Origin of the sequence: uncultured Tateyamaria sp., from assembly GCF_947503045.1 — a bacterium.
In the GTDB taxonomy this organism is placed as follows: Bacteria; Pseudomonadota; Alphaproteobacteria; order Rhodobacterales; family Rhodobacteraceae; genus Tateyamaria.
Genome location: NZ_CANNCF010000002.1, coordinates 182,798 through 209,568, shown reverse-complemented (window position 1 = coordinate 209,568; position 26,771 = coordinate 182,798). Strand labels below are relative to the sequence as shown.

Annotated in this window: 29 protein-coding genes; 25 read left to right on the top strand and 4 right to left on the bottom strand. The window is 58.5% G+C overall.

Going from position 1 to position 26,771, the window contains the following annotated elements:
* The first annotated feature begins 45 nt into the window (after window positions 1–45).
* The 4 genes from Q1A89_RS09475 to Q1A89_RS09460 all read left to right on the top strand — a co-directional run bounded on the left by Q1A89_RS09475 (window position 46) and on the right by Q1A89_RS09460 (window position 2,843).
* Window positions 46–843, top strand: coding sequence for a carbohydrate ABC transporter permease (locus tag Q1A89_RS09475; RefSeq protein ID WP_299726783.1), 798 nt, complete (start codon window positions 46–48; stop codon window positions 841–843).
* A complete protein-coding gene (locus tag Q1A89_RS09470; RefSeq protein ID WP_299726780.1) occupies window positions 843–1,241 on the top strand; it encodes a DUF2160 domain-containing protein in 399 nt (132 codons plus the stop codon). The genes Q1A89_RS09475 and Q1A89_RS09470 overlap by 1 nt, the downstream gene beginning before the upstream one ends.
* 80 nt (window positions 1,242–1,321) lie before the next feature.
* Window positions 1,322–1,714: a BlaI/MecI/CopY family transcriptional regulator gene (locus Q1A89_RS09465; RefSeq protein WP_299726777.1), complete on the top strand. Its 393-nt coding sequence runs from the start codon at window positions 1,322–1,324 to the stop codon at window positions 1,712–1,714.
* Window positions 1,701–2,843, top strand: a complete 1,143-nt coding sequence (locus tag Q1A89_RS09460) for a M56 family metallopeptidase (protein WP_299726774.1) — start codon at window positions 1,701–1,703, stop codon at window positions 2,841–2,843. Before Q1A89_RS09465 ends, Q1A89_RS09460 begins: the two co-directional genes overlap by 14 nt.
* 67 nt (window positions 2,844–2,910) lie before the next feature.
* On the opposite strand, the gene Q1A89_RS09455 is transcribed toward Q1A89_RS09460, so the two are convergent.
* The 3 genes from Q1A89_RS09455 to Q1A89_RS09445 form a co-directional block, all read right to left on the bottom strand.
* Window positions 2,911–4,422 carry a tripartite tricarboxylate transporter permease gene (locus Q1A89_RS09455; protein ID WP_299726771.1) on the bottom strand — a complete coding sequence of 504 codons (1,512 nt, stop codon included), beginning with the start codon at window positions 4,420–4,422 and terminating at the stop codon, window positions 2,911–2,913.
* 3 nt (window positions 4,423–4,425) lie between these two features.
* Complete coding sequence (locus tag Q1A89_RS09450) at window positions 4,426–4,908, bottom strand: tripartite tricarboxylate transporter TctB family protein (RefSeq protein ID WP_299726768.1); 483 nt, start codon at window positions 4,906–4,908, stop codon at window positions 4,426–4,428.
* Window positions 4,909–4,976: 68 nt separating this feature from the next.
* The gene (locus Q1A89_RS09445; protein WP_299726765.1) at window positions 4,977–5,963 is read right to left on the bottom strand and encodes a tripartite tricarboxylate transporter substrate-binding protein; all 987 of its coding nucleotides are present in this window, start codon (window positions 5,961–5,963) and stop codon (window positions 4,977–4,979) included.
* Window positions 5,964–6,069: 106 nt separating this feature from the next.
* Between Q1A89_RS09445 and Q1A89_RS09440 the strand changes: the two genes are divergently transcribed.
* The 3 genes from Q1A89_RS09440 to Q1A89_RS09430 are packed head-to-tail and all read left to right on the top strand — an operon-like array spanning window position 6,070 to window position 9,078.
* A complete protein-coding gene (locus tag Q1A89_RS09440; RefSeq protein ID WP_299726762.1) occupies window positions 6,070–6,738 on the top strand; it encodes a response regulator transcription factor in 669 nt (222 codons plus the stop codon).
* Window positions 6,728–8,092 (top strand): sensor histidine kinase, encoded by a 1,365-nt coding sequence (locus Q1A89_RS09435; RefSeq protein WP_299726759.1) that lies wholly within the window; start codon window positions 6,728–6,730, stop codon window positions 8,090–8,092. The genes Q1A89_RS09440 and Q1A89_RS09435 overlap by 11 nt, the downstream gene beginning before the upstream one ends.
* Window positions 8,071–9,078, top strand: a complete 1,008-nt coding sequence (locus Q1A89_RS09430) for an ABC transporter substrate-binding protein (protein ID WP_299726756.1) — start codon at window positions 8,071–8,073, stop codon at window positions 9,076–9,078. Before Q1A89_RS09435 ends, Q1A89_RS09430 begins: the two co-directional genes overlap by 22 nt.
* A gap of 279 nt (window positions 9,079–9,357) precedes the next feature.
* On the opposite strand, the gene Q1A89_RS09425 is transcribed toward Q1A89_RS09430, so the two are convergent.
* Entirely contained in the window at window positions 9,358–11,241 is a 1,884-nt protein-coding gene (locus tag Q1A89_RS09425; protein ID WP_299726753.1) for a methyl-accepting chemotaxis protein, read from the bottom strand.
* A gap of 282 nt (window positions 11,242–11,523) precedes the next feature.
* Here Q1A89_RS09425 and Q1A89_RS09420 point away from each other — a divergent pair, with 282 nt between their 5' ends.
* From Q1A89_RS09420 to Q1A89_RS09335, 18 genes are all read left to right on the top strand, one after another.
* The gene (locus Q1A89_RS09420) at window positions 11,524–12,180 is read left to right on the top strand and encodes a transporter substrate-binding domain-containing protein (RefSeq protein WP_299726750.1); all 657 of its coding nucleotides are present in this window, start codon (window positions 11,524–11,526) and stop codon (window positions 12,178–12,180) included.
* Window positions 12,181–12,834: 654 nt separating this feature from the next.
* Window positions 12,835–13,473, top strand: a complete 639-nt coding sequence (locus tag Q1A89_RS09415; protein ID WP_299726747.1) for a hypothetical protein — start codon at window positions 12,835–12,837, stop codon at window positions 13,471–13,473.
* Window positions 13,428–14,453, top strand: coding sequence for a hypothetical protein (locus tag Q1A89_RS09410; protein WP_299726744.1), 1,026 nt, complete (start codon window positions 13,428–13,430; stop codon window positions 14,451–14,453). Before Q1A89_RS09415 ends, Q1A89_RS09410 begins: the two co-directional genes overlap by 46 nt.
* Window positions 14,454–14,504: 51 nt before the next feature.
* Window positions 14,505–15,128, top strand: a complete 624-nt coding sequence (locus tag Q1A89_RS09405) for a hypothetical protein (protein ID WP_299726741.1) — start codon at window positions 14,505–14,507, stop codon at window positions 15,126–15,128.
* Between the two features lie 136 nt (window positions 15,129–15,264).
* Window positions 15,265–15,825, top strand: a complete 561-nt coding sequence (locus Q1A89_RS09400; protein WP_299726738.1) for a hypothetical protein — start codon at window positions 15,265–15,267, stop codon at window positions 15,823–15,825.
* 89 nt (window positions 15,826–15,914) lie between these two features.
* Window positions 15,915–17,276 carry a hypothetical protein gene (locus Q1A89_RS09395; RefSeq protein ID WP_299726735.1) on the top strand — a complete coding sequence of 454 codons (1,362 nt, stop codon included), beginning with the start codon at window positions 15,915–15,917 and terminating at the stop codon, window positions 17,274–17,276.
* A gap of 396 nt (window positions 17,277–17,672) precedes the next feature.
* On the top strand, window positions 17,673–17,852 hold the full coding sequence (locus Q1A89_RS09390) for a hypothetical protein (RefSeq protein WP_299726732.1): 180 nt from the start codon (window positions 17,673–17,675) through the stop codon (window positions 17,850–17,852).
* Window positions 17,849–18,016, top strand: coding sequence for a hemin uptake protein HemP (locus tag Q1A89_RS09385; protein WP_299726729.1), 168 nt, complete (start codon window positions 17,849–17,851; stop codon window positions 18,014–18,016). The genes Q1A89_RS09390 and Q1A89_RS09385 overlap by 4 nt, the downstream gene beginning before the upstream one ends.
* A 101-nt stretch (window positions 18,017–18,117) precedes the next feature.
* The gene (locus tag Q1A89_RS09380) at window positions 18,118–18,510 is read left to right on the top strand and encodes a hypothetical protein (RefSeq protein WP_299726726.1); all 393 of its coding nucleotides are present in this window, start codon (window positions 18,118–18,120) and stop codon (window positions 18,508–18,510) included.
* Between the two features lie 54 nt (window positions 18,511–18,564).
* Window positions 18,565–19,410 (top strand): sulfurtransferase, encoded by an 846-nt coding sequence (locus Q1A89_RS09375; protein WP_299726723.1) that lies wholly within the window; start codon window positions 18,565–18,567, stop codon window positions 19,408–19,410.
* 198 nt (window positions 19,411–19,608) lie between these two features.
* Window positions 19,609–20,841 carry an ABC transporter substrate-binding protein gene (locus Q1A89_RS09370; protein WP_299726720.1) on the top strand — a complete coding sequence of 411 codons (1,233 nt, stop codon included), beginning with the start codon at window positions 19,609–19,611 and terminating at the stop codon, window positions 20,839–20,841.
* 97 nt (window positions 20,842–20,938) lie between these two features.
* A complete protein-coding gene (locus Q1A89_RS09365) occupies window positions 20,939–21,784 on the top strand; it encodes an ABC transporter permease subunit (RefSeq protein ID WP_299726717.1) in 846 nt (281 codons plus the stop codon).
* Between the two features lie 3 nt (window positions 21,785–21,787).
* Window positions 21,788–22,609 (top strand): ABC transporter permease, encoded by an 822-nt coding sequence (locus tag Q1A89_RS09360; protein ID WP_299726714.1) that lies wholly within the window; start codon window positions 21,788–21,790, stop codon window positions 22,607–22,609.
* Window positions 22,606–23,646, top strand: a complete 1,041-nt coding sequence (locus Q1A89_RS09355) for an ABC transporter ATP-binding protein (RefSeq protein WP_299726711.1) — start codon at window positions 22,606–22,608, stop codon at window positions 23,644–23,646. The genes Q1A89_RS09360 and Q1A89_RS09355 overlap by 4 nt, the downstream gene beginning before the upstream one ends.
* Entirely contained in the window at window positions 23,631–24,404 is a 774-nt protein-coding gene (locus Q1A89_RS09350) for a hypothetical protein (protein WP_299726708.1), read from the top strand. Before Q1A89_RS09355 ends, Q1A89_RS09350 begins: the two co-directional genes overlap by 16 nt.
* Window positions 24,401–25,237, top strand: a complete 837-nt coding sequence (locus Q1A89_RS09345; protein ID WP_299726705.1) for a sugar phosphate isomerase/epimerase family protein — start codon at window positions 24,401–24,403, stop codon at window positions 25,235–25,237. The genes Q1A89_RS09350 and Q1A89_RS09345 overlap by 4 nt, the downstream gene beginning before the upstream one ends.
* Window positions 25,234–25,755: a DAK2 domain-containing protein gene (locus tag Q1A89_RS09340; protein ID WP_299726702.1), complete on the top strand. Its 522-nt coding sequence runs from the start codon at window positions 25,234–25,236 to the stop codon at window positions 25,753–25,755. Before Q1A89_RS09345 ends, Q1A89_RS09340 begins: the two co-directional genes overlap by 4 nt.
* Window positions 25,752–26,768: a dihydroxyacetone kinase subunit DhaK gene (locus tag Q1A89_RS09335; RefSeq protein WP_299726699.1), complete on the top strand. Its 1,017-nt coding sequence runs from the start codon at window positions 25,752–25,754 to the stop codon at window positions 26,766–26,768. Before Q1A89_RS09340 ends, Q1A89_RS09335 begins: the two co-directional genes overlap by 4 nt.
* The last annotated feature ends 3 nt before the right edge of the window (window positions 26,769–26,771 follow it).

The following is a 26,771-nucleotide window of genomic DNA, read 5'->3' as shown; positions in this document are numbered from 1 at the left end:
CAGCCCTGCGATGCCGTGCCAAAACTTTGCAGATGAGGTATGCACATGAGAAAACGCTCTCTCATACCGATCCTCTACGTCGCTTTCCTGATGCTGCCGATCTACTGGCTCGTCTCGATGAGCTTTAAGACGACAAACGAGATCCTGTCGGGTTTCAGCCTGTTTCCACAGACCTTTACGCTGGAAAACTACGCGGTGATCTTTACGACCCCGACCTGGTATTGGGGCTACCTCAATTCGATCTTCTACGTGTCTCTCAACACGGTGATTTCGGTCAGTGTCGCGCTGCCTGCGGCTTACGCCTTTTCGCGCTACCGGTTCCTTGGGGACAAGCAGTTGTTCTTCTGGCTTCTGACCAACCGTATGGCACCGGCGGCAGTGTTTGCCCTGCCATTCTTTCAGCTCTATTCATCCGTCGGTCTGTTTGACACGCACATCGCCGTGGCGCTGGCCCATTGCCTGTTCAACATCCCGCTGGCGGTCTGGATCCTCGAAGGATTCATGGGCGGCGTGCCCAAGGAACTGGACGAGACGGCCTATGTGGATGGCTATTCCTTCCCGCGCTTTTTCGTCACCATTTTCCTGCCGACGATCAAGGCCGGGGTCGGGGTCGCGGCCTTTTTCTGTTTCATGTTCTCATGGGTTGAATTGCTGCTGGCCAAGACGTTGACGGCGGTGGAAGCGAAACCCATCGCCGCCGAGATGACCAAGACGGCATCCTCGGCGGGCTACGAACTGGGGCTGCTGGCGGCGGCGGGGACGCTGACGATCATTCCGGGCGCCATCGTCATCTATTTCGTACGCAACTACATCGCCAAGGGCTTTGCCCTGGGGAGGGTATGATGAAACGTCTGATCCTGCCGCTGGGCCTGCTGGCCGCAAATCCTGCATTCGCCCAAGGCTGGGGCAATGTGGCCAACAAGGAGGAGCCTGCCTTTTCCTGGACCGCGCCGCTGTGGCCTTCATTCTGGATGGCGTGGACCCCGGCGACGTTCGTGTTGTTCTGCGTTCTGTTCAGCGTGATCGCCCTGATCGGGGTGCTGGAAGCAACCAAGTACCGCGATGGGTTGGAGCGCAAAGGCATCCTTGGGTTGACCACGACAATCGGTGATCGGCTGTTCATCACGCTTTTGGGGACGTCCTATATCTTTCTCGCGTGGCTCGGAATTTTTGGCCAGCCGCTGTGGTGGCCGCTCGGGCTTTCCATTGTCTGGGGCATCTTTTGTTTCAGGAAAGTGTGAGAAATGGCTTTGGATCACGGCAGCGATGCGTTTTACTTGATACGCGTAACGAGTGAGCGTGTGTGCGGAACGGAATGGCGATGAAAAAGAAGAAAAGCGAACTGCTGACGGAGGTGGAACTGGAGTTCATGAATGAACTTTGGGCCTTGGGAGAGGGAACTGTGCGTGACGTGCTGGACAAGCTGCCAGAGTCGCGATCCCTTGCCTACACCTCGGGCGCCACCATTCTGCGCATCCTTGAACAAAAGGCATTCGTCACCAGTCGGAAATCCGGCAAAAGCCACATCTATACACCGACCCTGGCCAAGGACGCCTACCAGTCACGCTCGCTTAAGGATCTGTCGATGAAACTGTTTGACGACACGCCCGCATCGCTTGTGGCGCGTCTGGTGAACGATGATGAATTGACCGAAGAAGCATTGGGGCAAATCCGGGCACTTGTGGATCGGAGGTTGAAAAATGATAGCGGGTGAAGCACTGCTCGATGCGTTCATCAATGCCAATATCCTGTTTGGTGTGGCATTTGTTCTGTGGTTCCTTGTCCGGGCCGTCATGTGCCGGGTCGGTCTGAAATACGCCTACGGGATTCAGCTGTCGCTGCTGAACGCGGTCTTTATCGCCATTATCTGCGCCCCGTTTCTGGTGGCAGGGTTCAGCGCACTTCAGGGGTCCGGCGTCGCCAAAGGCGTGAACGTTAACCTGTCGGACATGGTTGTGTCCTACTACCTCAATGGCGGTCTCAAGATGAAAGCCTCGGATTTCGAGGGGCTGATCCTGATGCGCGATACGTTCATCCTGAATGTGATGCATGCGGACGGTCTTTTTGCACGGGCGGTGATTGTGACCTTTGTGGTCGGGGTTGCCTTGGGGTTTGTGCGCCTATGTTATTCGATCTTTTGCCTCTGGCGGATTGTGGCCAGCAGCTATGACCTGCGCCGTATCGGACGCGTCCGTATCCGCCTGTCTGACCGTACGCTGGTGCCGTTTTCGACGCGGGGATTTCGCAATTACTACGTCGTTATCCCGTCGCAAATGCTGGGGCAGCGGGACGAGTTGAAGGTCTCTCTGGCCCATGAATTCCAACACATCCGCCAGGGCGATCTGGAATGGGAAGTGCTGCTTGAAGTGATCAAGCCGTTCTTTTTCCTCAACCCGGCCTATCATGCGTGGAAGCGGCAGGTTGAGCATCTGCGCGAGCTGAGCTGTGACAGCAAGGTCATGTCGCACGGTCGGATCGACGTGCGCGAGTATTGCGAAACACTGTTGTCGGTGTGCCAGCAGACCCTGCGTCGGGACCGCGCCTTTCTGTTGGCCGTGCCCAAGGTGACGCTGGTGACGGCGGATCGCACACCAGTGAAGATCGGCAAGAGCCTGCTTGAGCGCCGTATCCTATCGGTGCTGGATGCGCGGCGGCTGCGGTATCAAAAGCTGGTCTTTGTCACCGCCGCCATTCCCCTGATCGCAGCGGTCGCCTTTACCTCGGTCGCGATCCAGCGGCCCGGTGACTGGAGCCATGACCGGCTGATGCTGTCGACTGTGGTCAACCTTGACCGGCTGGACGAGATCAACCGGCTGTCCACCTTCGGTCGTATCCGTAACTAAGGCCCGGATTAGAAACGCAAAGCGCGCCCCGGGATGAGGGCGCGCTTTCTTGTTTTTCAGTGTAGGCTCAGTCCCCGTCGGCGACGCCTTCAGCCTTGCGCTTTGCGATCCGCGCCCGGTAGCTGGGCAGCAGGATCAGGATGGCCGCGATGACCAGCAGGCCAAGCGTCATGGGCCGTTCCCAGATAAAGCTGACCCCGTCGTAAAGCTGCATGGAGCGGGCAAAGTTGTTTTCGAGGATCCCGCCCAGAATGAAGCCGATCAGCAGTGGTGCCAGCGGGTAGTCGGCGAATTTGAGAGCGGTCGCACAGACCCCAAAGCCGACAAGGATCAACAATTCGGTTGCGTTGTTCTGCCCGATATAGGCCCCCATCAAGGTAAAGAACAAAATGAACGGGATGAGGAAGTTGCGCGGGATCGACAGAACCTTGGCGATGTAGGGGATCAGCGGCAGGTTCAGGATCAGCAGCACCAGATTGCCGATGAACATCGACATGATCACGGCCCAGAAAATCTGCGGCTCGTCGATCATCAGGCGCGGGCCGGGCGAGACGTTGAGCGCGATGAGCGCGCCCAGCAGGATTGCCGTGGTGCCCGAGCCGGGGATGCCCAGTGTCAGCAGTGGCACGAACGAGCCCGTGCAGGCGGCGTTGTTCGCCGTTTCGGGCGCGGCAAGACCCTTGATCGATCCCTTGCCGAACTCGGCCTGCTCTTCCTTGGTGGCGAGGTTGCGCTCAACCGCGTAGCCGAGAAAGCTGGCGATGGTGGCACCCGCACCGGGCAGGACCCCGATAAAGAACCCCTGCACCGATTGACGTCCGACCACCGGCGCGATGGAGCGCGCCTCGGCACGGGAAATGCGCAGGTCCTTGATCTCGTCCTCGGCGCTGCCTGCGACTTTGGGCTTGAGAACGAGAAACAGCGCCTCGGGCAGGGCAAACATCGCCATGGCCAGCGTGATAAAGCCAAAGCCGGACTGCAGATCCATGATGCCAGCGGTAAAGCGCGGCAGGTTGAACAGAGCGCCCTCACCCACGGTGGCCATGATCAGTCCAAGCAGAGTCATGATCATGGCCTTGGCGACCTGACCGGTGCCCGCAAAGGCGGCGATGGCCGACAGGCCCACCACCATCAGCGCGAAATACTCGGCCGAATGGAACAACAATGCCACCGATGACAGCATCGGCGCGAAGACCATGAGCAACACCGCCCCGATGGTGCCCCCGGCAAAGCTGCACACGGCGGCGATGGTCAGCGCCTTGCCCGCCTTGCCCTGGCGCGCCATCGGATAGCCGTCAAAGCTGGAGGCGACCGTGCCCGCAACGCCGGGCGCGTTGAGCAGGATTGACGACGTCGAGCCGCCAAAGATCGCGCCGTAATAGACCCCGGCCAGCAGGATCAGTGCGGCGGATGGATCGCCCATCGAAATGGCAATGGGGATCATAATGGCGATGATCGACATTGGGCCAAGCCCCGGCAGCATGCCGATGAATGTGCCGATCAGACAGCCCGCGATCACCATCGCGAGGTTCTGGAATGACATGGCGGTCTGCAGACCGATCAAAAGTCCTTCAAGCATCGATCAGCCCCCCAGAAAGCCGGGCAGCGGACGCAGGAAGATGCCAAGCACCTCCTGCACCAAATACCAGACGATGACAGTTGCGATGAGGGCGACGACGACCATCAGAACCCATTTGCGCTCGCCCAGTATGAACGCGCCGAGAAACAGGAATGCGGTTGTGGAAAACAGAAAGCCTGCCGGGCGCAGCAGCAGCGCATAGGCGACCATCAGGCCGAGCAGCAGCACGGCTTGGCCGAGTTTGTACTCGTGCAGGCGGCGATAATCGATCTCGGCCTCTTTGGGCTCGGATTTTTCGATGCCGGACAGGATGACGAGGCAGGCGATAATGGCCAGAACCGACAGCGCCTTGGGAAAGGTGCTGGGCCAGATCGGGTTGCGTTTCATGAACGGGGCGAGGCTTGCATCCATCGTGAACCAGGCCGTGTAGCCGTAGACCAGGCAAATGCCCAGCAATATCAGTGCGATCCAGCGATCAAGCGCCATCGTTTTGTCCCCCCGGAAAACAAAAAAAACGGCAGAGCGGCGGACCGCTCTGCCGATGAAATCAAAGCTTAGAGAAAGCCCAGTTTCTTCATCAGATCGCCGATGACCTTTTCCTGGTCTTCGAGGAAGGCGCGGAAATCGTCACCGTTGTTGTGGATGTTGACCCAACCGTTACGCGCACGGACTTCTTCCCATTCGGGTGTGTCATACATCTTGGTGATGGCGTCCTGATAGGCGGCCAGCTTGTCGTCCGGCAGGCCGGGCGCACCAAAGAACCCGCGCCAGTTGACGAAAGTGGTGTCGATACCCTGTTCGGTCATGGTCATCGCATCTGCCGCCGCGGGCACCCGCTCTGGGGACGTGACGCCGATGATTTTGACCTCACCCGCATTGGCCAGATCGATGGCTTCGGACAGGCCTGTGGACAGGGCTGCGATCTCGCCCGACAGCAGGGCTGCCATGGCTTTGCCGCCAGCATCGTAAGGAATGTACTTCACTTCGAGCGCGTCGCGGCCCGCTGCTTCCATCACCATCGCGGCCACAAGGTGGTCCATGCCACCCGGAACCGAGCCGCCGCCAATCGCGGTGCCCGAGGGGTCCGCATCATAGGCTGCGATCAGGTCTGCCATGGTGTTCACGGGGCTGTCCTTGCCCACGACCATTGCGGCATAGTCACCGATGGTGCCCGCCACGAGGGTCAGGTCCCGGAAGCTCTGCGGGAACACGCCGGTGAGCGAGCGGATCACGATGGGGGTCGAGTTGACCATCAGGGTGTCATGGTTGCTGTCCGCATTCTCGATCAGAAAGCCGATGGCCTTGCCACCGCCGCCGCCGGACATGTTTTCGTAAGACGCCGTGCCCACCAGACCGGCGCCCGTCAGGGCCTCACCCGTCCCGCGCGCGGTTCCGTCCCAGCCGCCGCCAGCACCGCCGGGGATCAGAAAGTGGATCTTGTCCACAACCTGGTGACCGTCCGCGAAAGCAGATGAGGCAAAGCCCATCGTGGCAACAGCTGCTGCAATCAGGGCCCTGCGGCCCAGTGTAAATGTCGTCATTCTTTCCTCCCATTTGACAACTGCCCGCACTGCGGCTCAGTTGCCTTAACCAAGACATAACAACCTGACACTGACCTGACACCGATAAAATTGGCACCTGACGCAGATGAAATTCCTTCTTGTGGAAGACAATCAGGAACTCGCAAGTGCGATTTCATCCCGCATGCGTCAGGACGGGCATGTTATTGAACATGCACCGAATTTATCCGATGCACAGGCCTTTATCGAAACCACCGAATTCGATCTGATCCTTCTGGATATCATGCTGCCGGATGGGGACGGGCGTGCCTTTCTCAAGCGCCATCGCGCCAGCCAACTGGACACGCCGGTGATCATCCTGACCGCGCGCAGTCAGGTTTCGGATCGAATCGGCACGCTTGATCTGGGTGCGGATGACTATGTGACCAAGCCGTTTGATCACGCCGAACTGGAGGCCCGCTGTCGCGCAGTGTTGCGCCGCAAGGCGGGGACCTCGCAAACCGTGATCGAGCTGGGCGGTGTGCGATTTGACCCTGTCGCCGGGCTTTTGGATGTGCGCGGGCAACGTGTCAGTTTACGCAATCGGGAACTGCGTCTGCTCGAGCTGTTGATCAATGCGCCCGGGCAGGTCTTTTCCAAGCAGAAGCTGGCCGATCGGCTGTTTTCCTATGACCATGATGCGTCCGAAAACGCGATCGAGGTCTATGTCGGACGCTTGCGCAAGCATCTCAAGCCGTCTGATCTGACAATCACCACCCTGCGTGGGCTTGGCTATCGGCTCGACAATGGGTCATAGCCCGTCCGTTTCCGGTTCTCTCAGGAACCGCCTTGTCCTCAGCCTGATCGGCGGCGCGGCCATTCTCGCAGTCTTGCTGTTCTTTGTGGTCCGGAACTATGCGGCTCAAGTGGCACAACAGGGGCAGGACAACATCTTGCGTGCCTCGGTGACGTCGATTTTGGATGCGGCGGCCATTCGCGAAGGAGAGGTCGAGGTTGATATCCCTTACGCGGCATTTTCGATGTTGGGCACCGCGTCGGACGACCGGATTTTTCATGCCATTTATCAGGATGCCAGATTTCTGTCTGGCTATCCCTACCTGCCGATGGCTGCCGGGCGGGGGCGCGAAAGCACCTTTGCCACGGTGTCTCATCAGGGCGAGGCCGTGCGCGTCGTGACGGCCAGCCGCGTGTTGATCGCAGATGGCAAACGCACGAATGTCCGGGTGGCGCTTGCGCAAACACAGGATGCGTTGTCGGGCCAGCTGGAGCAGATCTCGAAGAATGCCGCCCTTTTGGGGGCGGGCTTTTTCGTGCTGGCCATCTTGTTATCCTTTTGGGCCACATCGGCCACCATAGGGCAGTTGAAGCGGCTGACAGACGCGGTTACTCGCCGCGGGCCTCAGGACCTCAGTCCGTTCCAAAAACCGGTGCCGTCCGAGATGCTGCCGCTTGTCACCTCGCTCAATTCCCTGATGGGGCGGCTGGATCAGTCTCTTGGCCAGTCCGAAGACTTCATCGCCGAGGCCGCACACCGGGTTCGCACGCCGCTGGCCACTGTGCGCTCTTATGCGGAAGCGACGTTGCAGCGTCTGGACAAGGAAGAAAACCGGCAAGACATGCGTTCGATGATGCGGGCCATCGACGAAAGTTCGCGCGCAGCCGTGCAGTTGCTGGATCATGCGATGATCACTTTTCGCTCGGATCATCTGGAACGGCAGGATATCGACCTTGCGCAACTGGTCGATGAACTTGTAGTGCGATTGACGCCGATTGCAGAGATGAAAGACCTGACGCTGCACTATGAAAGCGACGGGCCGGTGCCCTATTCCGGGGACCCGATCCTGATCCAGAATGCGGTGCGCAATCTGCTCGACAATGCGCTGAAATATGCCCCCATCGAAGGCACGGTGACCATCGCAGTCTCCGCCACCCCGCAGGTCGTGATCAACGTATGCGACAGTGGCAAGGGATTTCCTGACGGGGAACTTGAGACGCTGACCTCGCGATTCAAACGCGGTGCAAATGCCGAAGGCACAATCGGGTCAGGCCTTGGATTGACGATTGCGATGGATGTGGCCTCGGCCCATGGCGGTGTGCTCAAGCTTTCAAACCAACCGGAGGGCGGCGCGTGCGCACAACTCTTGTTCTGATATTTTTGCTGCTCCCGGTGCTTGCCCTCGCGCAGGATTGGGAGGATCGGCGTGTCTTCGGCAACCCGGAAGCAGAGACGCAACTGCGCATCATTTCCAGTACGGATACTTCGCTGTTTGCGCCGGTCATCGAGCGCTATCTGGGCGATAACACGGACCTATCCGTCGAATACCTCGTGACCGGAACGTCTGATATCTACACAATTTTTCGCGAAAATCCCGAAGCCTTTGATGTGGTGATTTCAAGTGCGATGGATTTGCAAATCAAGATTGCCAATGACGGCTTTGCACGGCCGTTGTCGAATGTATCGCATCCCGAATGGGCCCAGTGGCGCAGCAGCCTGTTTGCTTTCACGTCCGAACCTGCGGCGATTGTGATCAATCGGGCGGCATTTGCAGGGCAGGCCATCCCCGGCACCCGTCAGGAATTGATCGAAGCCCTGCGCGCGCGCCCCGAGATGTTTCGTGGCCGCGTTGGAACCTATGATGTGCGTCAATCCGGGTTGGGATACCTGTTCGCCACCCAGGACGCCCGCGCATCCGAGACATACTGGCGCTTGATGGAGGTCATGGGGGCCTTGGATGTCCGGCTGTATTGTTGTTCGGGCGATATGATTGATGATCTGTCGGATGGCACAATCGCTGTCGCCTATAATGTGCTGGGAAGTTACGCGACCGCCCGAGTGGACAGCCGGGAGACACTTCAGATTATTTTACCATCCGATTTTCCAACGACCATGATGCGCACGGCCATGGTGTCGCGCGCGGCACCCCATCCCGAACGCGCCGATGCCTTTGTGCGGCACCTGATCGCGCTTCAATCCAGTGCGGATGGGGGTGTCCTTCCGCTTCCGCCAATAGACGCGCAGGTCAACGACCCGGATGGCGCAACGATTGTTCTGGAACCTGCTCTCATGACGTTCCTCGATGCGCTCACCCGCAAGAAATTCCTTGCCGAGTGGGAAGACGCGGTCATCCAGAAGTAAGTCATGTCAACGGCCGGATCTGGTTCAATGGATTTGCTGCGGTGGTCGCAAGGATGGTGAGCTATTTACCGTTGTCCAACCCCTCGCGACGAGAAAGGGGATATCGTCGAATGTTAGGTTGGGTTTCGTCCCATTGAAATCAGGCTGACTGGGAGCAGAAGGTTTTTGATTGACGTGCATGTCTTATAATCTAAACGTTCGGCCCGTCGTAAAAAACTGCGTGGAATTCATTAAATGTACTTTCGAAATGGATAGCACTTTTTCGAATTTTCAGAAATTCTAAGAGACATAATTCAATTTGTGTTTCAATTCACCTTCGTTTTGAGAGATATCCTCAGAATCACGTGCCAAAGAGAATTGATCGACCGCACTGCTGAGGGCTTCTGCTTCTCCGCGCAACGCAAAACTTGCGGCCGTCATTTCTTCAAACATGGCGGCATTCTCCTGGGTCACGTGATCCAGGTCTGTCACGCCTGCGTTGATCTCGCTCAGCCCGGAGGATTGCTCGTTGGTCGAGGTCGAAATTCCGGACAGCCGCCCGGCAATCTTTTCCACGGACGAGTACAGGTGGGTCAACGCATTGCCTGACTTCTCAACCAATTCGACACCGTGATGAACATGTTCACGGGACGTATCGATGAGAGCCGTGATCTCGCGCGCCGCATCCGCGGACCGTTGCGCCAGTGCACGCACTTCGGTTGCAACGACGGCAAACCCTCGGCCCGCCTCTCCGGCACGGGCGGCTTCTACTCCGGCATTCAACGCCAGCAAATTTGTCTGAAAGGCGATGTCGTTGATAAGCGACGTAATCTGGCCGATCTGTTCTGACGACGACTTGATTTCGTCCATGGCGCGTACGGCTGCGTCTGCGACTTCGGCCCCTTCTTTTGCCTTCTCCTGTGCCTGCACCGAGATGGTGTTGGCTTCGGCGGACCCTTCGGCAGATGTCTTGACCGAAGCAGTCATCTCATCCAAGGCGCTGGCCGTTTCCTCCAGCGTCGCGGCCTGTCTTTCGGTTCTTTTCGACAGGCTGTCTGCTGCGCTGCTGAGTTCTGCCACCTCGTTATGAATGGAGACAGCGTTGTTTTTCACGGCGGCGAAAGCGGTATTCAGGCTGTTGACGGCTGTATTGAAATCCATCCGCAACTTCTCGTACTCTTCTGGAAACGTTTGTGAAATTGTCGATGACAAGTCACCGGTCGACAAGGCGTGTAATGCCTCGCCCAATGTTTCAACGACACCTCGCTGTTCTTCAGCGCGTTGCGCGTTGATGGCCGCATTTTTGGCCTCCAACGCCTGTTCTTTCTCGAGACGTTCACGTTCCAGCCGTTCCTTGTCTGCCTTGGCCTTTTGCTGATCCAACTCGCGCTGACGGCGTTCCTGTTCCCGTTCGGATTCAAGTTTTTTCTGCGCAGTTTCCGCCTCAACGCGTTCGGCTTCCAATTGTCTTGTCTCGATCATCGTGTCGCGAAAGCGGATCAGCGCCTGACCGAGAAGCCCGATTTCATCCCCGCGTTTATCAAGGTCGGTTTCAAATTCCGTGTCCCCGTCATGAAGCTTGGCAATGATCGACAGTGACTTTTCCAACGGGCGCGTGACGGACAGCGAAATTGCATAAAGCATCGCGCCAAAACCGATGAAGGCCAAGGCGCCAATGATCGCGGCCATCGTTTTGGCCTGGCGAATATCGGCCTCGACGAACGCGCGCGTGTAAGCGGTGTAAAGATCGCCAATTTCCGTCCCATCGTCCCTGTGCAGCGGCGTGCGGTAGATTCGCAGCGAACCGACATTGATGATCGTGTCCTGTGCCGGGTCCATTTCGGACAGTTGCGAAATAAGTGCATTCCACTCTTCTTGCCACTCCATCTCGTTTGAGGTGCGTGCCATGACGTCCCCCGAGGACGTCACTTGCGCAAACTGAAATGACGATACGCGCGCCAGGCCTGAAATCGATTTCTGAACACTGTCCGTATTATAGTCCCAAACCGCCTCAACAAGCGAAGGACCGATATATTCCTTGGCCGACTGATATTCGTTTTCAAAATTCTGGTACAGCTCGGCGCTGTATTTCGTCGCCCAAAAGAACGTCAGCCCCAAAACAAGCAACAGAACAGACGCTTGCGTTGGAATCAAAAGTTTTTGTTTAATGGACAGTTGTGGCATTCATTCGCATCCGGCTCGTTCCAGCCCGTGCAAACTAGAATCGGAAAGTTGCCATCTTGCTAACGGTAGTTTCCGGAAATCCGAACAGTCTTTAACCGATGTTTCAGACTTTCTTGGCTACACGTTTCGCCACTGAAACTGCGTGCTCCGGGGCCCGGCGGCGCGGCGTTTTACACCTTATGTAGCGGAGAAAACATGAACACGATTACCAGACGCGGCGCTCTTGGCGTATTGAGCGGAGCCATTGTTTCAACTGTTGTCCCAAGCGGCGCTTTTGCTGCGATGGGACCGTATAAATTTGTGCGCATCGACGGTCTTGCCGAGCAGGCGGTTGGTGAGGCGCTATTGAAAGAAGTGTACAAACGGGCCGAGATTGACATTTCCGTCACGCCAATGCCCGGTAAGCGGGCGCTGCAACAGGCTTCCTCTGGCGCGATGGACGGGGAAACGCTGCGGGTGTTTGCTCTGGGCGAAAATGTGAAATCGCTGATCCGGGTGCCAACGGCGCTGTCGAGCCTGCAAACCGTTGCGTTCCGCAAGACCGGTTCCGACGTTTCCGTCACCAAGAAGGAAGACCTGAACAACTATTCGAATGTGATTGTTACTGGCGTTCTACATACACACGCGATCACCGAAGGTGTGTCTGATGTGAACGAGGTGAGCGATCCCAGTGCGATGTTCAAGCTTGTCCAAGGGGGGCGTGCGGACATTGCCTTGACCAGTTATCTTGATGGTCTTGCGTCGATCCGCAAACTCAAGATCGAGGGCGTCGAGGACATCAAACCGGCGCTGAACGACCAACCGCTGTTTCACTATGTCCACGAGTCAAAACAGGATGTGGTTCCGGTGGTGGACGCCATCATCAAGGGCATGGCTGACAGTGGCGAGCTGGCGGAGCTGCGCACGAAGCTGGAACAGGACTATCTCGCGCAACTTTGACACAGAATGTTTGGCGCCTTTGGTTGGGCGTCAAACACCCATCTTGAATACTGCCACGACGCCAGAACGTCCCGACGGGGCTTTCGTGAGCTTCTCATACGTTGGTGGTTTTTCGATGTCTGCCCTTAGGCAGATGCTGATGAGGGCGGCACTTGGCAGGTGAGTTTGAGATCTATTTTTGGTGCTATTGCGCGCGGATCCCCGCATGGAGTTTTCCGGTCCGGCGACGAATAGAGTGAAGGACACGGGTCGTTCTTGGTCCGCTGTGTTAGTGAGTTGTAAAACGCAGTTCGAAACTGTGTGTTCCGCGCTCCAGTGCCGAAAAAAAACCTACCATCACTGTTTGTTCGCAAAGATGCTGCCGCAATCTCTCCGGCAACCCAGTTGCGATTGAAGCGGATACAAACCATTCAGCCACAACAGCCAGTGTACCTTGTACCGGACCATAGGCTAGGTGATGCACTCTGCGTTCGTTGCCCGCTCCGACACGACCGCAGTCAAAAAGGCTGCTTGGTGTGCCAAATGGCTGCAGCATGCTAGATATGATTTTAATTTGGGAAAAATGACCTGAGGCAAGTGAACAGCCCTTTGATCTGGGGTGGTCACATATCTTTGGTATCCAAGCCTTTTTGTTGATTTTGGACGGATCGCCGAATGCGATGCCGGGAAGCTTTTTTAAAAAGGCTTTTGAGAAGTACGGCTATAGCAACACAGATGGTTTCGGACCAAGGCCGCAAATTCCTTGAGATGTTTGTTCTAACCATGACGGCGCAACCTTCGGTGGATGCCCCCGCGACGGATGATGCGGCCGAGGCTTTGTCCGGCGATGCAGATGTCACGCCTTTCCAAAAGGCCAAGGCGGAATGGGAGCGGACGCGCAAGGATCTCAATGGGCAGATGAAGGCTCTGCAATCCGCCATCCTCAAGCGCTGCGCGCAGATCGGTATCACCGGTATCAAGGGCGAAACGGATGAACTTCTCCGCCAGTTGGGTGGGCTTGATCAGGCGCTGGAAGATGCGTTGCAGACTGTCATTGCATCACCCGACGCCGAAACGCGGCAGGGCAATCAAAAAGCCGCCGGAAAAGTCGCAGACAAGATGCTGAAGGAATTGAACAGTCCGTTTTCAACACCGTGGACAGCGGCAACGGGTTTCGCAGCGTGGCTGTGCGGGCGGATGCGGTGGATGTATTGCGCGCCGTGTGTTCGCTGTTGTGAGCGTGACACCGCGCCAGAGAGAGGGCTGACATGGGCAAGGGATTTGACATCCAGATGCCGCCGGACATCACCATAGACGAGCGGATCTTTCTGATTTCGCATCTCAAGGTGCCTGAGGAAAAACTGAAGGGCCGCGTGTTCACCCGTGACAGGACGCGCGACAAGATACGCCAGACCAAAAGCACAATCGTTGATGACGACAAGCAGTATGCCGAGGCGCGCGAAGGTGTGAAGTTCAAGCTTGACCGCCTGCAAACCGGTGACTGGAGCAGGGCCGGCTATCCGGACGCGTGGGAGAGTGATCCGTTGTTTTCTCAAAAGCTGGACGTCTATCAGAAAGAGTTTGTCAAAGCGCTGGGCGAGACGCGCGACTCCACTGCCGTGACCGCGTTTATTCAGGGGGCCGCTGACCTTTCGCGGTTGATGGATCAGGTGGATACGCTGGCCGAAGGGATCGTTGGGTTCGAAGTGGTTGCCGCTGCAGACGCCGATGATCAACAGGCCGCGCCAGCCCCCGTTGCCCCCGTTCCTCTGGACCAACAGCGCGCCACGCTTGAGGCGCGCGTTGCCACGCAAACCCCGCCGCAGGCCGCACCCAACACGGTCGAGCGGGCGTCCCTTGACGTGCGCGACCTCAAACGGATGGAGTTGGTGGCCGCAGAGCGTACGCGGCTCAACACGGCTGATGCTGCATTGACGGCCTGCAAAACCGGGCTGGAAGCCTTGCGCGATGCGACCCCGGCGCCACATGCGGTTGAGATATTGCGCATCCGCGAGGAACTCAAGCAGGTCGCCGCGCAACTGGTGGTTGTGACTGACCGAAAGGAGACGCTGAACGCCTTTGACGCAGGTTTCGCCACACGCGAAGAGGTCAAGGCGGACATGGACGCGCAACAGGCAGGCCGATGTTGCGGCGGACGCGGTCGGGGCAGCCCTTTCGACGATGGCTGCTGGCGACGGGTTGCTCGCGGATGTGGCGGCAGGCGCGCTGGCCAGTGGCGACACCAAGGTCTCTGGCGATACGTCCGTGGCAACAGCGCTGGACAAGCAGCTTGAGGCTGACATTGCCGCCCTGGCGCCGCGATCACGGCGGATGTCACCACGCCCTTGCCCGGCACGACGCGGATGCATCTGGTCGAGCCTGATGTGATGTGCCTGAGTATGGCGCAGGCGGGTGCATTGAATGCGGCGCTGCAAAGTGCCACGACTCTGCGCACCCAGACTCCGTCTGCCGTTAAGGAAGCCTGGGCGATGTACGAACTGGCCAGCACCATGCGCACGCATTTTCACCGTCAACGGCAGGTGCCCATGCTTCAGCCGAAACCGGTCAGCGACTTGCGCGCAGACCTGATCGCGCGCGCCAAGTCGGTGATGGTCGATCTGGATCGCTTTTGGGGGCAGGGCGGTGACGTCTCAGCCTTGCGCCCCGTGCTGGTCAGCACCAGCGACCGGCTGGTGCTTGCGGCCGACGATCCCGCCCTGTTTGCCATCGAAAAGGAACTGGACACCTTCTGCCACGATCTGGCCGATGCGCGCATGGCCTTTCAGCCCGCCGCATTCGCTCCGGGCAGCGATGAATATCTGCGCACCCAAGAGGCGGCACCGCGGGCCCGCGCGCTCAACACCAAGCTGTTGGATGTCTATTCGACCGAAACCATTTCCGGCACTGATATTGCGCGGGTCGACCGCGCGCTGTTGATCATCATTCCGGGCGCGGGGCAGCGAACCTGACCAGTTTTATCGCATCAAGACTGAGGAGCATCAGGGCGCGAAGGAGCCCAAGCTGAAGAACAAGAACATCCCGCGCGAGACGGCTGCCGCCCTAAGGGAAACGGCAAACCGGCTTGATGACCTGTCCCACGCCACGGTGCCCGAGCTGGGCGACAACGTGATCAGTGCGGCTGGCGACGCGGACCAGTTGGTGGCCAATCTAACGGACGAGTCGCTGGCCCTCATGGCAGACATAAAGACTGGCATTTCCAAATGCCGCTCGGCCGCCATGTATGCACGGTTTGAAACCTATGTCGCGGCGGAATTGAAAACCAAGCTCGAACGCGTTGGCGGCATCGAATCCAGCTATCCCAAGGCGGGCGATCCGGCGGGTCTGCTGGCCGAACTGGTGGGCAGTGGCGCCAAGAAACCCGATGGCGGTTTACATCAGGCCTTCAAGGACATGTTCGAGCAGGCCAAGGCCGACGAAAAGGCCTATGGCGACGTGGTCAAGGCGTTGGACCAGATCGACAAGCAACTGGCGGGCAAGACCGGGTGGTTCTCGAACCGAAGCAATATCGGCACTGCCATGGATGATCTGCGCGCGCTGGAAGACAAGCTGGCGAGCCGGTTGGCCAGGCAGGTGTCGGGGTGGCGGATGAAGCCGTCGAGGGATTGGCCGAACCGGGCGTGGACAGCGGATCGGCCAGTGCTGTGAACAAGGAAACCGCCTTTGACGCGACACAGGCCGCTCAGCTTGAGGCCATTCTGACCAGCGCCGCATCACTGGTCTAGCAACAAAGCCTCGTGGATGTCGTCCTTGAGGCGCAGTTCACCAAGGAAATGCACGACGCCCAGATGGAGGCCGCTGAACAGGCACTGCAAAGCCTGAGTTCTCCCGAAATCGTCGCGGAAATCCGCGGCGAGATCGCGGCCGAGTTGCTCGAAGTCGAGGAAATGTATTCCAAGGCCATGCCGCAGCTTGATGTGGTCGACCCGCAAGAACTGGCGGCAGCCCATGCAGCGCTGGACAAGGCAATGGGGCAGGGTGCGGAACTGAACACCGCGCTGACCCTGTTCGAAATAGTCAATGGGGGCCTCGCGGTGCTGGCCTCGGTCTATCCGGGGGTGTCTATTGCCGTTGCGGGCAAAAAGCTGATCAAGGATGGCATGATCCTCAAGAAAAAGGTCGAGCTGCACAACGCCTGGGTCGATGTGATGAAAACTGCCGTGGCAAGGCAGGGCGGTACCGCTTCGGCCGTCGAAAACGCGCTGCACAACGCCAAGGTCCATCGCAACACCGCCGCGATCGACACAGTGTTTTCCTTTCTCAAGGTCGGCTCGTCCGTCGTTTCGACATTGGATCCGTCGGGTATCGGATTGGCAGTGTCCGGCGCGGTGACAATGGCGGCGGCCCTGAACACGGCCGTTCAGCGGGTGCATGGCTGGAACGAGGTGCGCAAGGGGTGGAACGCCTACAAGGCCGCCAAGGAAGACCCGGCAAACCGCCGTCTCGCCCGCGCTGCATTGCAGCTGAATTCGACGCTGGCCAAGTGCTGCATTGCCTGTGGTGCGACCGAACTGAACGATCCGGCGGCCAAACCGGCCCTGATGTCGAGCGGCCTGTCGATTGCCGCCATCCAGAACGACGACGATATCTGCGTACGTCTGGTCGACTATCTGCAAAAGGAACTGGCGGATGACGGCGAGGTCCTCAAGGTCGAACTCAGAACGTCCAACGCGTCGTATCCCGGCAAGCCTAAGTTGAGCCTCACCGGTTGGCGCCGTTTTGTGTCGGCCGCAAGCAAAGCGGCCCCGCCTTTGCATTCCACCTGCCGGGACACGCCCGCGATTGACCGTCTGCTGGCTGAGGCGTCGGATGCGGGACCTTGGCCCGCCCCCGACAGTTTCCCCGCGACGGATGATCCGGACTTTGAAGCGGACGCAGTCGAAGAGGCGGTCGATTCCACGCCAGCCGCTGCGGCACTTTTTCAACGGTTGGAGAACGCGATTGATACCTACAAACCGCTGGCGGTGGGAGAGACCGGCGGGGCCCTGCCGCCGCATACATCGATGGCCGAAGCCGTGAGCGCCTTTGGCACATTGTCGCGTTGGCCGATCAACAAGGCCAAGGCAGATGAAACGGCCCTGGAAAAGTTGCTTGCCTGATGTGTTCGCCGGGAATCTGCCGCGCACATCCGGCTGATCTAGATCACGATGGGCAATTGCCTTGCGCCCGAGATGGTGTTTGCTGACCCACCCGGCAGGTTTGCGCCTTAAGCTGTGAAGCCCGCCAGACACTGGTTTCAGTGTCACATCTTGAAATGAAAAATTCCTCTAAGCATTTGTCTTTGGTCAATTTAACAGTGTGGCCACCCAAAGTCCGACAGTCCGTCGAATCGATCTGCGTGACCAACACTCCGGGCCTCCTCCCATCACTTCCACGCACGTTCAGGAATGTTGAATTGACATACCTTATTAAAATACTCAGATTAATCGCAATATCCAGCCACCCCGATTTCATCCGGGGAAGCCCGACAATCGTCAGATGAAAGGATTCCCGAGATGAGAGATATCGCAGAGCGTTTGAACGACCACATCCGAGAACGCAGCACACCCCGCCCGGACCGATCCGAGATGGCCGAAATCTGGCTTCAGGTCGGATTGCCTCAGGGGCTTAGCATGGAATGGGTGTTTGATCGTTACGATCAAGGCAGCACATATGCACAACGGCGCAACCGATGACCTATCAGCCCGCCCCAGAGACGTTGAAGCCTGCGCCAAATACGCTGCCGACCTATGCAGCTGAGGACCTCACGAAAGGCGCGGATCAGGCGCAAATCGTTCTGGGCAATCAGACCTACCTCTTGCGGATCACGCGGGCTGGCAAGTTGATCCTGACCAAGTGACACGCGTCGTTTGAAGCCGTGCTCCATATGCCGGCCTTTGTCTCTGCTTCAGATTTGCGTCTATGATGCATTTGGCCAAAGGCATCGAGCGGGGCAATTGGATGAGGAAGCAGTACCACACCCGAGCCGTCGGGGCCGACCGGCATGTCTGGGATATTCATCGTCTGGTGCGGATTGCCCGGACGCTGACAGCCCATCCTGTCCCGCTGTCCGAGATATCAGAATTGGATGAACTCTGGTGGTTTCAGACCGAAGACGACGTTCCGACGCCGCGCGCCGTTGCCGCGCATATGGCGCTGGTTGAGCAAGCTGATCTGCAATATCCGATCCTGCTGTGCAGCGAGGGGCGTCTGATGGACGGTATGCACCGCGTGGTCAAAGCGGTGCTTGAGGGCAGGGAGACCATTCAGGCCATCCGGTTCCCGTCGACGCCCGACCCGGACTATGTCAACGTTGACCTGAACGATTTATGCTATCCGGATGAAGACGTCTGAACCTCTGCAGCTAGACGCAATTCCAAGCGCTGAGATTCGAACAGAGGATCAACCATGAACAACCTTGCTTCGGCCCAGTGGCTTTTTGAAAACCAGAACCGCGAGGATGTCGTGATCCTCGATTGTTCGGTTTCCCCGTCGTCGGATGACAATGGAAAAACGGTTTACCACAGCGGCAAGGCCCAGTTCGATGCAGGCCACATTCCCGGCGCACAACATGCGGACCTTGTCGGGGCCTTGGCAGGCAAGACCGGAAGCATGCTGTTTCAAATGCCGGATGCGGAGCAGTTTCGTGATGAAATGCAGCGCCTTGGCGTGCATGATGGTGCGACGGTTGTTCTTTATGATCAGAGCTTTACCGCCTGGGCTGCGCGGGTCTGGTGGATGTTGCGCTGGATCGGATTTGACAACGCCTTTGTTCTGAATGGCGGCCTGAAGGCGTGGACCGACGCAGGCTATGCCATCTCAGAGGACACTGACCCGCCTGTGCCCGGCATGCTGTCGCTCGCGCTGCGCCCTGACGTCATTGCCCGGCAAAGCGACGTGCGCACGTCGTTGGATGATCCGCAAACCTGCCTGATCGACACGCTGTCGGCTGAGAGCTTTCAGGGTGAAAACAACGCATATGCGCGCCCGGGTCACATTGCGGGGGCCAGCAACGTCTTTGCGCTGTCCATGTTCAAAGAGGATGGCACCTTCAAATCAAAAGACGACCTGCAGGCCATGTATGACGGTGCCCCAGATCAACGCCAGATCACCTATTGCGGCGCAGGCATCCTTGCCTCGGCGACGGCTTTTGTGCTGGTGCAGCTGGGATATGAAGACGTCAGTGTCTATGCCGCGTCCCTGCAAGAATGGGCCGCGGATCCGGACAATCCGATGTCTGTGAAGGACGGTTGAAAAGACGGATTATTGGCTTGACAGGTAAAAGTGATTGCTATCAAGTTGTATATACAAATATTGCGAAATGCTGCCATCCGAACCATCACCTGCACGTGCTTTGACGCTGACGTTCTGGCGGAACGGAGAATTGACGCCCTGATGAAACAGGGGTGTCTGGATGCAAAACCGCAAGCTCAAAAACCAAGGGAGAGAAACATGCGACCGCTGACGAGAATGGGCCTTTTCGCATCTGCGATGGCATTGATGCCGATGATGGCGACAAGCGACACGGCTGACGGCGAAGCCCTCAACACTATGTCCTGGCCGGAAATCGAAGAGCTTGCCCGTGGTGGCGAGGTGAACTGGTTCCTGTGGGGCGGTTCGGACAATATCAACCAATATGTCACCGAATATGTCGGCGGCATTCTCAAGGATGAATATGACATCACGCTGAACCGGGTCGGCCTCAGCGACACGGTCGAGGCCGTGAACATCGTGTTGGGTGAGAAGGAATCCGGCGTGCTCGACAACGGGTCTGTCGACATGATCTGGATCAACGGCGAGAACTTCCGCACCATGAAACAGGGTGATCTGGCCTATTGCGGCTATACGGATGTCCTGCCCAACAATGCGCTGGTCGATTGGAACAACCCGGCGATTGCCAACGACTTTGGTGTACCCGTCGAGGGATGCGAGGTGCCGTGGTCCAAGGCGCAGTTCGCCTTTGCCTATGACACCGCTCGTATGGACAACCCGCCGCGCTCGATCGCCGAGCTTATTGACTGGGTCAAAGCCAACCCCGGCCGCTTCACCTATCCCGCACCACCGGATTTCAACGGATCGGTCTTTGTGCGCCACGTGTTCTATTATGCGGCTGGTGGCGTCGACAATCTGCTGGGTGACTTTGATCAGGCCAAATATGACGAGGTTGCGGCCAAGACCTGGGACATCCTGAACGATCTTGAGCCCTACCTGTGGCGCGAAGGGGCAACATACCCGGCCTCGATTTCGGCGATGGAACAGCTTTATGCCAACTCCGAAGTCGATCTTACTTTCAACTATGAACCTGCTGGCGTTGGTCTGAACATCGAGAACGGCACCTTCCCGCCAACCACCCAAGGCTATGGCCTGACGGATGGCACGATCGGGAACACCAACTACACGATCATCCCGTTCAACTCGCCCAACAAAGCGGCGGCGCTGGTTCTGCAAAACGTGCTGCTGTCAGGTGAGGCGCAGCATCAAAAGGCGCTTCCAACAGTGTGGGGCGCGGCGCCCGCCATCGAAGTCAGCCGCACAAGCAATGATGTACAAGCCAAGTTCAACGCCATCGAAAAGCACCCCAACGTGGTGCCTGCCGAAGAACTTGCAAAGGTCGCTTTGCCCGAACTTCAGGCCTCCTGGATTTCGGCAATCGAAAAGGGCTGGCTGGAAAACGTCGGTCAATAGTCTCTCCCTGTGACTTCCCCTGCGGTGCTTTTGACATCGCAGGGACTTTTCCTTCAGACCTCAAAGACGGTGGGTGCAGGGCGCAATGTCGGACCGCATGAAAATCTTTCTGCTGCTGCTGCCGGCCATGTCCATTATCGTGGTCCTTTTTTTCGGCGGCCTGCTGATCGGGCTGATGCGCAGCTTTAACTACATGCCGGTGATCGGACTGACCGAACCGGACCTCAGCGCCTATGCCTCTGTCTTTACTGACCGCGAATTCTACTATTCGTTCCTTTTGACCTTCCACATCGCGTTCACCTCGACGGTGATCTCTTCGATCCTCGCGATTGGCGCGGCCCTGTTGCTGCGCCGCAATTTCATCGGGCGTGGCGTTGTGAATTTCCTCTTTCAACTGAACCTGACTGTGCCGCATCTGGTTGGTGCCATCGGCATCCTCTACCTGTTCTCGCAATCGGGCAGCTTTGCGCGTCTGGCGGCCGAATTTGGCATGATCCAGCGGCCCAGCGATTTCCCGGCACTGGTGTTTGACCCCTATGCGATCGGGATCATCCTGCAATATGTCTGGAAGGAAATCCCGTTCATCGGCGTGATCGTTCTGGCCAACATGCAATCCATTGGCGAGGACTACGAAAGCGTGGCGCGCTCGCTTGGGGCCAGCAAGTGGCAGACCTTTCGTCATGTGCTGCTGCCGCTGATCTTTCCCGGTGTGCTGTCGGCCAGTGTGATGGTCTTTGCCTTCACCTTTGGCGCTTACGAGATCCCCGCGATCCTCGGTGCCAATTTTCCCGCCGCGCTGCCGGTGCTGGCCTATCGCAAATACACCGACGTCGATCTGGCCGCGCGCCCCGAGGCGATGGCCATGGCCATTGTCATCGCTCTGTTGAGCGCGCTGATGATCTATTTCTACGTGCGCTATTCGCGCCGCCGGATCAGGGGATAAGACATGGGCAAGGAACCCCTTGGCATAAGAAGCTTTCGCGTCCTGACCGGGGCAGTACTGATCACCTGGCTGATCCTACCGCTTGTGCCGCTGGCGATCTGGTCCTTTGCCAAGGGCTGGTTCTATCCCGACATCCTGCCGCGCAACTGGTCCATGCGGGCGTGGGAATATGCCATGTCCGACACCGCCGGGGTGCTGGACAGCCTGTGGCTCACTATCTGGATTTCACTGGTCGCGACCATTCTGTCGATCCTTGTGGGCGTGCCTGCCGGGCGTGCATTGGGAATGTACAAATTCCGCGGCAAGGAGATCGTCGAACTGATGATCCTGGCCCCCACAATCGTCCCCGGCATTGCCGTGGTGCTTGGCATCCACTCGATCTTTATCTCCATGGGGCTGACCAACTCGGTCGAGGGCGTGATCCTCGTCCACCTGATCCCGACGTTGCCTTACATGGTTCTGGTGATGGCCGGGGTTTTTGCCAATTACGATCCGGCCTTTGAGGCGCAGGCGCGCAGTCTGGGTGCGTCGCCGCTCAAAACGTTCTGGTACATCACGCTGCCCGCGATCCGCCCGGGCATCATCGTTGGCGGCCTGTTCGCCTTTCTCGTCTCGTGGAGCCAGTACATCCTGACCCTGTTGATCGGTGGTGGCCGCGTCGAAACGCTGCCGCTGTTGCTGTTCAACTTCGCCACTTCGGGGCGCAACGACATCACGGGCGCCATCGGCATGATCTACATTCTGCCCGGCATCATCATTCTACTTCTCACCGCCAAGCATCTGTCCGGACGCAGTGGCGCAGTCGGAGGCTTTGGCCAGATTTGACCCATGTTTCGATTCAAGAACTGACCAAGGTCTATCCGGGCGCTACGGAACCATCGCTGGATCGGTTGTCGCTCGAAATCCCGACCGGAGAGTTGACCGCGCTGCTGGGTCCGTCGGGCTGTGGCAAGACCACGACCATGAAGATGATCGCAGGCCTGCTCGAACCCACTTCCGGCGATGTCTGCTTTGACGGGCGGTCCGTGCTGCGCGACAAGCCGGAAAACCGCGGCGTCGTGATGGTGTTCCAGAACTACCTGCTGTTTCCCTATATGAGCGTGGCCGACAATGTGGGCTTCGGTCTGAAGATGCGCAAAACCGACCCCGCGGAGATCAAGCGCCGCGTTGGCGAGATGCTTGATCTGGTCAAACTGCCCGACCTGGGCGACCGCAAACCGTCCGCACTGTCAGGCGGGCAACAACAGCGGATCGCACTGGCCCGGGCACTGATCGTGCAGCCCAATGTGCTGTTGCTGGACGAGCCGCTGTCGAACCTTGATGCGCATTTGCGCTTTGAGATGCGTGACCTCATCCGCTCGCTGCAGCAGGAAATGGGCATCACCACCATTTTTGTCACCCATGATCAGGAAGAGGCGGTTGTTCTGGCTGACCGCGTGGCGCTGATCCTTGATGGCCAGATGAAGCAATATGAAAAGGCCGACGTGTTCTACAAACGCCCTGTGGACGAGGCGACAGCGCGTTTTTTCGGGGGCCACAACTTTATCCCCGGCCATTCGAATGGTCGGGCGTTTGATTGCGCGTTGGGCAAGCTGGTCCTGCCTGAAGGTGCGAAATCCGGCGCCGGCAAGCTGACATTCCGGCCCGAGAACGTGCGGATCGGGCATGATGCAGACGGGGAAAACAACCTTGATGCCGTAATCGAGGACATCATCTATCTCGGCACCCAAACCCGGCTTAAGCTGCGCGTGGGCGACACCGCATTAGAGGCGGTGGTCAATCCTAACGAGATCGAAAACCATCCCAAGGGCGGCAATCTGCCCATTCACATGCCACGCACAACCCTATGGGTGATCGAATGACGGTGAATTTCCGCTCCATCTTTGAGGTGACCCGGGACGAGTGGCTCGGGGGTCTGAAGCTTGCCGAAGAGGACATTCCAGACGTCGTCATCATGGAGGGGTCATGGTGGCGTGACGCGCGGCAAAAGATGCGCCTGAAACACCTTAGCGACGTGCGAGAGCTGGGCTTCCCGGACATCTTCTGGGGTCGTTGGAAGGACAAGAAGGTTGTCTTTTGCATGGCCTATGGGGCGCCGCGTGCGGTCGAGGTTTCCCAGATGTTCGCGGGTCTTGGGTGCAAGCTGGTCGTTCAGATCGGCACCTGCGGTGGGCTGCAGCCTCAGCTGAAACCGGGCGATATCATCGTCCCCGACCTGATCCGCTGCGAGGACGGTGTGGCCGAACACTACACCAAAGACGGGTTGACCCGCGCCGACCCGGACTGGGTCGAAAGGGCCGCAAATGCCCTAAAGGCCCGCGATCGCACCGTCTATGTCGGCCCGCACGTGACCTTTGCCTCGCTCTTTGCCGAAACGGTCGAGATGTATGAAACCTGGCACAAGGACGGGCTGCTGAGCGTCGAAATGGAGGCAGCAACCTCAATCGCCGCCGCCCGCCGTTTTGGTGTGCCGGGCGTCGCACTGGTTGTCGTCTGGGACGAGTTGACCGCAGGGCGCCGGTTCATGGACCCGATGGCGCCCGAGGACTTGGCGGAACTCGATATCAGCAACGAGGCGGTGTTCACCGCAGCCCTGGAACTGACGGAGCAAAGCACATGAAATACGGCATTCACGCAGGTCTCTGGCAGGCGCAATGGACGGACGAAATTGTTCCCATCCTGCGCACTGTGGCCGATTTGGGTTTCGATGGCGTCGAGGTCTCCCTTTTGGGCATGACCGATGAAAAAGCAGCCGCCCTTGGCAAGGCCGTACGCGATCACGGGCTTGAGGTCACCTGCTCTGACGGGCTGGCGCCGGACAAGGACATCACGTCAGATGATGCGGACGTGCGTGCGGCTGGTGTCAAATATCTGCAATGGGCCATCGAAACGACGGCCAAGATCGGATCGCGCGGATTGGCGGGCGTCGTGTTTGCCCCGTGGGGCGTGTTTGACCCGCTCAACAAACCAACCCGCGCCGCCCGATCCGCCGAAGCGCTGGGATCGCTCGATCAGGTGCTGGCGGACAATGATGTCACGCTTGGGATCGAGGCGCTGAACCGCTTTGAAACCGATCTGGTCAACACCGCTGACGAGGCCTGTTCGATTGCACGCGCCTCGGGCTCGGACCGGGTGGGCGCGCTTCTGGATACCTTTCACCTCAACATGGAGGAAAAGGATATTCGCGCCAGCATCGCCGCCTCGGCCGACAAGCTGGTGCATTTTCATGTCTCGGACAATGATCGCGGCGCGCCGGGGTCGGGCCATGTCCCGTGGGATCACGTCAAGGCCGGGTTGGCGGACGCCAATTACAACGGCTGGATTGTGGCCGAGATGTTCGTCATCGCAGGCAACCCTGCGAGCGCTGACCTGAACATCTGGCGCAACATCGAACCCGAACCGACCGATGCCGCCAGACGCGCGCTGGCCTTCATGCAAGAGACGTTTGGATGAAGGATTTCCTCGCCCTTTGTGTCACCCGCTTTGAAGCGTTGGAGCAAGAGCTGAATGCCCTTGATGCCGCGACAGGTGATGGTGATCACGGGGCTACGATCCTGAAAGGGTTGCGCGCTGCGGCTGCTGCCGAAGACGCGCCCGAAAAGGCGTTTCGCAGGGCAGCGGGAGGGGCGTCAGGGTCGCTCTTTGCTCAGATCATTGCCGCATTGGCCAAGGTCGAGCAGGGCTCAGACCTTGGTACGGCACTGGGCGATGCGGCCACGCGGATCACCCAATTGGGTCAGGCGCAGGCCGGAGACAAAACGCTACTCGATGCCTTGTTCCCTGCATCACAGGCCGCAGATCCGCGCGCGGCGGCAGAGGCTGCCGAACTGGGCCGACGGTCCACAAAAGACATGGCCGCAAAGCGTGGGCGCGCCAAACATGTCGCAGGCGCAGGCGTGGGATATGTCGATGCCGGAGCAACATCCGTGGCGGTCCTTTTGGATGTCTTTGCAACATGGAGAGGCACATGAAAAAGCTTTTCAACAGCCAGGAGCGTATGCCCGACGACATGATCGACGGGTTTGTCGCGGCCTTCCCCCAGATCGTGGCGCGTGGCCAAAGCCCGCGTGTGGTGCGGCGAAAGACCTTGCGCACCAAGGAAGGCAAGGTCGCCCTGCTGATCGGCAACGGATGTGGGCACGAACCCATCGCTATGGGTTTTGTTGGCGAGGGTCTGTTGGATGCAAATGTGGTTGGCGATGTGTTTGCCGCGCCTTCCGCAGACGCCATTCTGGAAGGGATCGAAGAAGTCACGGGCAAGGCGGGTGCCGTGTTGCTGATCTCGCGCCACGAGGGTGATGTGATCAACGGCACGGCCGCCGCGATGGAGGCGCAGGATGACGGGCTGAATGTGCAGCCCTTGCTGATGTATGACGACATCTCGTCTGCGCCAAAGGGTCAGGAAGAGGACAGGCGCGGTGCGGCAGGTACCATGTTCATCTATAAGATACTCGGCGCCGCCGCAGAAGAAGGCATGGCGCTCGATGATCTGATGACGCTTGGCGCTGCGGTCCGTGCCGCCACGCGTACCTTGGGTGCGGCTGTCTCACCCGGCGTGTCGCCGATCACGGGCGAGTTGATGTTCACCCTGCCGGACGACGAAGTGTTCATCGGCATGGGTGTGCACGGCGAACCCGGCGTGGGTCGCCGGAAGATGGAGCCGATCCGGGACCTTGTCGCCTTCATGCTGGCCGAATTGCTGGACGATCGGCCAATTGCGACAGGCACACCGACCGTTGCCCTGATCAATGGCAGTGGCGGCACAACACAGATGGAGCTGCTGACGATCTACGGCGAGGTTGCCAAGCAGCTGGCTGAAATAGGGATCGAAACGGTGTCCCCCATGATCGGCTCTTATTCCACGACGCAGGAAATGGGTGGATTTTCGATCTCACTGTTCACCCCAACGCAGGAGATGATGCGCCTGTGGCGCATGCCCCATGGGGCCCCGCATTTCCCGCATATTGACCGGCAAGGAGGCTGAGCG

Excerpts from the sequence above, each read along its gene's own strand:
- Q1A89_RS09475 (WP_299726783.1), top strand. The coding sequence starts at position 46 with ATGAGAAAACGCTCTCTCATACCGATCCTCTACGTCGCTTTCCTGATG.
- Q1A89_RS09470 (WP_299726780.1), top strand. The coding sequence starts at position 843 with ATGAAACGTCTGATCCTGCCGCTGGGCCTGCTGGCCGCAAATCCTGCA.
- Q1A89_RS09465 (WP_299726777.1), top strand. The coding sequence starts at position 1,322 with ATGAAAAAGAAGAAAAGCGAACTGCTGACGGAGGTGGAACTGGAGTTC.
- Q1A89_RS09460 (WP_299726774.1), top strand. The coding sequence starts at position 1,701 with ATGATAGCGGGTGAAGCACTGCTCGATGCGTTCATCAATGCCAATATC.
- Q1A89_RS09455 (WP_299726771.1), bottom strand. The coding sequence starts at position 4,422 with ATGCTTGAAGGACTTTTGATCGGTCTGCAGACCGCCATGTCATTCCAG.
- Q1A89_RS09450 (WP_299726768.1), bottom strand. The coding sequence starts at position 4,908 with ATGGCGCTTGATCGCTGGATCGCACTGATATTGCTGGGCATTTGCCTG.
- Q1A89_RS09445 (WP_299726765.1), bottom strand. The coding sequence starts at position 5,963 with ATGACGACATTTACACTGGGCCGCAGGGCCCTGATTGCAGCAGCTGTT.
- Q1A89_RS09440 (WP_299726762.1), top strand. The coding sequence starts at position 6,070 with ATGAAATTCCTTCTTGTGGAAGACAATCAGGAACTCGCAAGTGCGATT.
- Q1A89_RS09435 (WP_299726759.1), top strand. The coding sequence starts at position 6,728 with ATGGGTCATAGCCCGTCCGTTTCCGGTTCTCTCAGGAACCGCCTTGTC.
- Q1A89_RS09425 (WP_299726753.1), bottom strand. The coding sequence starts at position 11,241 with ATGCCACAACTGTCCATTAAACAAAAACTTTTGATTCCAACGCAAGCG.
- Q1A89_RS09420 (WP_299726750.1), top strand. The coding sequence starts at position 11,524 with ATGGGACCGTATAAATTTGTGCGCATCGACGGTCTTGCCGAGCAGGCG.
- Q1A89_RS09415 (WP_299726747.1), top strand. The coding sequence starts at position 12,835 with ATGCGATGCCGGGAAGCTTTTTTAAAAAGGCTTTTGAGAAGTACGGCT.
- Q1A89_RS09410 (WP_299726744.1), top strand. The coding sequence starts at position 13,428 with ATGGGCAAGGGATTTGACATCCAGATGCCGCCGGACATCACCATAGAC.
- Q1A89_RS09390 (WP_299726732.1), top strand. The coding sequence starts at position 17,673 with ATGAGAGATATCGCAGAGCGTTTGAACGACCACATCCGAGAACGCAGC.
- Q1A89_RS09385 (WP_299726729.1), top strand. The coding sequence starts at position 17,849 with ATGACCTATCAGCCCGCCCCAGAGACGTTGAAGCCTGCGCCAAATACG.
- Q1A89_RS09380 (WP_299726726.1), top strand. The coding sequence starts at position 18,118 with ATGAGGAAGCAGTACCACACCCGAGCCGTCGGGGCCGACCGGCATGTC.
- Q1A89_RS09375 (WP_299726723.1), top strand. The coding sequence starts at position 18,565 with ATGAACAACCTTGCTTCGGCCCAGTGGCTTTTTGAAAACCAGAACCGC.
- Q1A89_RS09370 (WP_299726720.1), top strand. The coding sequence starts at position 19,609 with ATGCGACCGCTGACGAGAATGGGCCTTTTCGCATCTGCGATGGCATTG.
- Q1A89_RS09365 (WP_299726717.1), top strand. The coding sequence starts at position 20,939 with ATGAAAATCTTTCTGCTGCTGCTGCCGGCCATGTCCATTATCGTGGTC.
- Q1A89_RS09360 (WP_299726714.1), top strand. The coding sequence starts at position 21,788 with ATGGGCAAGGAACCCCTTGGCATAAGAAGCTTTCGCGTCCTGACCGGG.
- Q1A89_RS09350 (WP_299726708.1), top strand. The coding sequence starts at position 23,631 with ATGGGTGATCGAATGACGGTGAATTTCCGCTCCATCTTTGAGGTGACC.
- Q1A89_RS09345 (WP_299726705.1), top strand. The coding sequence starts at position 24,401 with ATGAAATACGGCATTCACGCAGGTCTCTGGCAGGCGCAATGGACGGAC.
- Q1A89_RS09340 (WP_299726702.1), top strand. The coding sequence starts at position 25,234 with ATGAAGGATTTCCTCGCCCTTTGTGTCACCCGCTTTGAAGCGTTGGAG.
- Q1A89_RS09335 (WP_299726699.1), top strand. The coding sequence starts at position 25,752 with ATGAAAAAGCTTTTCAACAGCCAGGAGCGTATGCCCGACGACATGATC.